Source organism: Nocardia sp. NPDC004722 (assembly GCF_053601505.1).
In genome coordinates this window covers 1-3,414 of the sequence record NZ_JBSGBY010000768.1, presented here as the reverse complement: position 1 = coordinate 3,414, position 3,414 = coordinate 1, and the positions used below count along the sequence as shown (strand labels likewise).

Sequence of the window (3,414 nt, the reverse complement as noted above, 5' to 3'; positions counted from 1 at the left end):
GGCGATGCTGGCGACGGTGCACTCCGAGTCGCGGGTGAGCTTCCAGGTGCCGTCGATATCGCGCCAGGTGAGGGTGAAGTTCCACGGGTCGAAGCCGTCGATGGAGGTCTGCAGACCCGCGGTCAGGGTGTCACCGGAGACGTTCACCGGGCCCTGCACCGACCATTTGAAGCTCGGCGGTGCGGCCGCGATGACGGTGCCGACCTGATCGATGAGCCCCATCCCGGCCTCGCCCGCCTCCAGTTCGTTGGCCCGCGCGGCCCGCGAAGCGCCGGTGTTCAGCACCAGCGCGAGCTTCGACTGTAGTTCTCCCACACCGGGATTCGTGGCCTTGACCGGCACGATCACCGGTGCGGCGGTGGCGGGGACGACGGTGGCGGCGGTGCCGCCCAGGACGGCGGCCACGGCGATGGCGGCGGCCGCGATACTGCGCATGGACTTGATCATTCGCGATTCCAATCGTTTTCGGTCAGGTGTCCGGTCCCAGGGGTTGCGCTGGGCCCGGTACCTGACCAATATAAGGTAAGCCTATGCAAACATAGGACCCCACGGTTTGGAAGTGCGACCCCCGATCCCGTTCCCCGGTCGGGCATTTCGACGCGACCACCACTGGGGTAGCTGCACAGTGGCTGCCATCACATGTCAGGAGCATCAGTGGACACCCTTCTCGTGGTCGGAGCCGGTCCCAAGGCCATGGCCGTGGCCGCCAAGGCGCACGTGCTGCGCGAACTCGGCCTGCCCGCGCCGCGCGTGGTGGTGGTGGAATCGCATGCGGTGGGCGGCAACTGGCTGCCCAGCGGCGGCTGGACCGACGGCCGCCACCGGCTGGGCACCAGCCCGGAGAAGGATGTCGGCTTCCCGTATCACTCCACCTGGGCGCGCGGCCGCAATCGCGCCATAGACGAGGCCATGCGCGCCTTCAGCTGGACCGCCTACCTGGTCGAGCACGGCACCTACGCGGAGTGGATCGACCGCGGCCGCCCCAGCCCGCAGCACACCATGTGGGCCGACTACCTGCAATGGGTCGCCCGCCGCAGCGGTGTCGAGGTCGTGCTGGGTTCGGTCACAAGGATTTCCGCGGCCGCGGACGGCTGGCTGGTCACGGTGACCGACGCCGACGGCCTGGAAAGCATCCTGGACGCGGATCGCCTGATGATCACCGGTCCGGGCAACAGTCGCCGCGCGCTCGCCACCCATCCGCGCGTGCTGAGCATCTCCGAGTTCTGGGATCTGGCCGCCAAGCGGCAACTTCCGGTCTCCTCGCGGGCCGCGGTGATCGGCGGCGGTGAGACGGCGGGCTCGGCCATGGATGAACTCGTGCGCCACGACGTGCTCACCGTGTCGGTGATCTCGCCCAAGGCCACCATCTACACCCGCGGCGAAAGCTATTTCGAGAACTCGCTCTACAGCGATCCGATCAAGTGGCCCGCGCTGAGCGTCGACGAGCGGCGCGATGTCATCCGCCGTACCGATCGCGGCGTGTTCTCGGTGCGGGTGCAGGAGAACCTGCTCGCCGACAGTCGTGTTCACCATCTGCAGGGCCGGGTGGTCCGGGTGGCCGCGCAGGACGAGGCGGTCGCGCTGACGCTGCGCAACGAGACCCGCGCCGACCAGCTGCACACCTTCGATCTGGTGGTGGACGCCACCGGCGGTGAATCCCTGTGGTTCCTGGAGCTTTTCGACACCGATGCCGCGGATCTGCTGGAGCTGGCGGTCGGCGGCCCGGTGGATCAGGCGCGCCTGGAGGCGGCCATCGGCTACGACCTGGCGGTCTCCGGCCTGGAGGCGAAGCTCTACCTGCCGAATCTGGCGGCGTTGGCGCAGGGTCCGGGTTTCCCGAATCTGAGCTGCCTGGGCGCGCTTTCGGACCGCGTGCTGGCGTCGGCCCCGGAGCGGGTGCGCTCGGCGGGGGTGGGTGTGGCCCACAGTTTCCTTGGCAAGTAGGTTAGGCTTAGCTTACTTCCAGTAATGATGAGGTTTCTGAAGATGAGGTTCCGTTAGATGCGCATCGTCTCGTTCGGCTTCCAGACCTGGGGGCGGAAAACCCTGCAGGCCCTGATCGATTCGCGGCACGAGGTGGTGCTGTCGGTGACTCATCCGGCCGCCGAATCCACCTACAAGGCCATGTGGTCGGACTCGGTCGAGGAACTGGCTCGCGCGCACGGGATCCCGGTCCACCTCACCGAACGGGCCGACGCCGAGACCATCGCCCTGGTCAAGCAGGCCGAGCCGGACGTCATCGTGGTGAACAGCTGGTACACCTGGATGCCCGAGGAGCTCTACAACCTGCCCCCGCACGGCACCCTCAACCTGCACGATTCACTGCTGCCGCGCTTCACCGGATTCTCGCCGGTGCTGTGGGCGCTGATCAGCGGGGAGGCCGAGACCGGCCTGACCGTGCACCGCATGGACGAGAATCTCGACACCGGCGACATTCTGGTGCAGAAGCGCCTGCCCATCGGGCCCGAGGTGACCGGGACCGAATTGGTGCTGGCCGGAATGGAACTCATCCCGGACGCCGTGAACGAGGCCCTCGACGCCGTGGAGAGCGGCACCGCCGTGTGGCGGCCGCAGGATCCGGCGCAGCGCACCTACTTCCACAAGCGCGCCGACCGCGACAGCCGCATCGACTGGTCGTGGCCCGCCGTGGATCTGGAGCGTTTCGTGCGCGCCCTGTCCGCGCCGTACCCGCCCGCCTTCACCTACTACCGCGGTGCGCGGGTCGAGGTGCTGGCCGCGCAGATCGCCGAATTCCGTTGCGGCGGAACGCCGGGCCGGGTGGTGGTACTCGACGGCGGCGCGGCCGTGGTCTGCGGGCCCGACGCCTTCCGGGGCGGCAATCAGGCGCTGGTCATCACCCGGGTGCGCACGGCCGACGGCCGCGAGCACGACGCGGCCGAATTCTTCGCCCGTGGTGGCTATCTGACCGATTCGGCGGAGTAGGAGTACCCCCTCATGGCAGCACAGCTCGGCTGGGTCCGGCAGTTCCACAAGCCCGCGGCGGCGGGTCTTCCCCCGCTGTTGATCTGCCCGCACGCGGGTGCGGGCGCGTCCAGCTACCGGACGTTCTCGAAGATCCTGAGCCGGTACTTCGACGTCGTCGTCTTCCAGTATCCCGGCCGTCAGGACCGGGCCCGCGAGGCGGCGCTGACCTCGCTGGCCGAGCTCGGCGCGGGCGCGTACGCGGATTACGTTGCCTCCGAGCATGATCGCGGCCTGCCGCTGACCGTGTTCGGGCACAGCATGGGCGCGATGGTGGCCTTCGAGCTGGTGCGGGCTGCCGAGGCGGCGGGCCGGGAGGTCCGGCTGCTGGCCCCGTCGGCGGCGGACCCGGTGCGTAGGTGTGCACCGGTTCGTTGCCGGGGGCAGGGACAACCGTGACAGCGTCCATATCCAACGCTAACCCGGTTGCCG

4 protein-coding genes are annotated in these 3,414 nt (G+C 68.7%); 3 read left to right on the top strand and 1 reads right to left on the bottom strand.

Going from position 1 to position 3,414, the window contains the following annotated elements:
• Positions 1 to 435, bottom strand: a 435-nt coding sequence (locus ACWELQ_RS41500; protein ID WP_452402468.1) for a hypothetical protein, incomplete at its 3' end; no start/stop codon positions are given.
• Between the two features lie 204 nt (positions 436 to 639).
• On the opposite strand from ACWELQ_RS41500, the gene ACWELQ_RS41495 reads away from it, so the two are divergent.
• The 3 genes from ACWELQ_RS41495 to ACWELQ_RS41485 are packed head-to-tail and all read left to right on the top strand — an operon-like array spanning position 640 to position 3,381.
• Positions 640 to 1,944 (top strand): SidA/IucD/PvdA family monooxygenase, encoded by a 1,305-nt coding sequence (locus tag ACWELQ_RS41495; RefSeq protein ID WP_452402467.1) that lies wholly within the window; start codon positions 640 to 642, stop codon positions 1,942 to 1,944.
• A 57-nt stretch (positions 1,945 to 2,001) separates the two neighbouring features.
• Positions 2,002 to 2,943: a methionyl-tRNA formyltransferase gene (locus tag ACWELQ_RS41490; protein ID WP_452402466.1), complete on the top strand. Its 942-nt coding sequence runs from the start codon at positions 2,002 to 2,004 to the stop codon at positions 2,941 to 2,943.
• A 12-nt stretch (positions 2,944 to 2,955) separates the two neighbouring features.
• Positions 2,956 to 3,381, top strand: a complete 426-nt coding sequence (locus ACWELQ_RS41485) for a thioesterase II family protein (protein ID WP_452402465.1) — start codon at positions 2,956 to 2,958, stop codon at positions 3,379 to 3,381.
• Positions 3,382 to 3,414 lie beyond the last annotated feature (33 nt).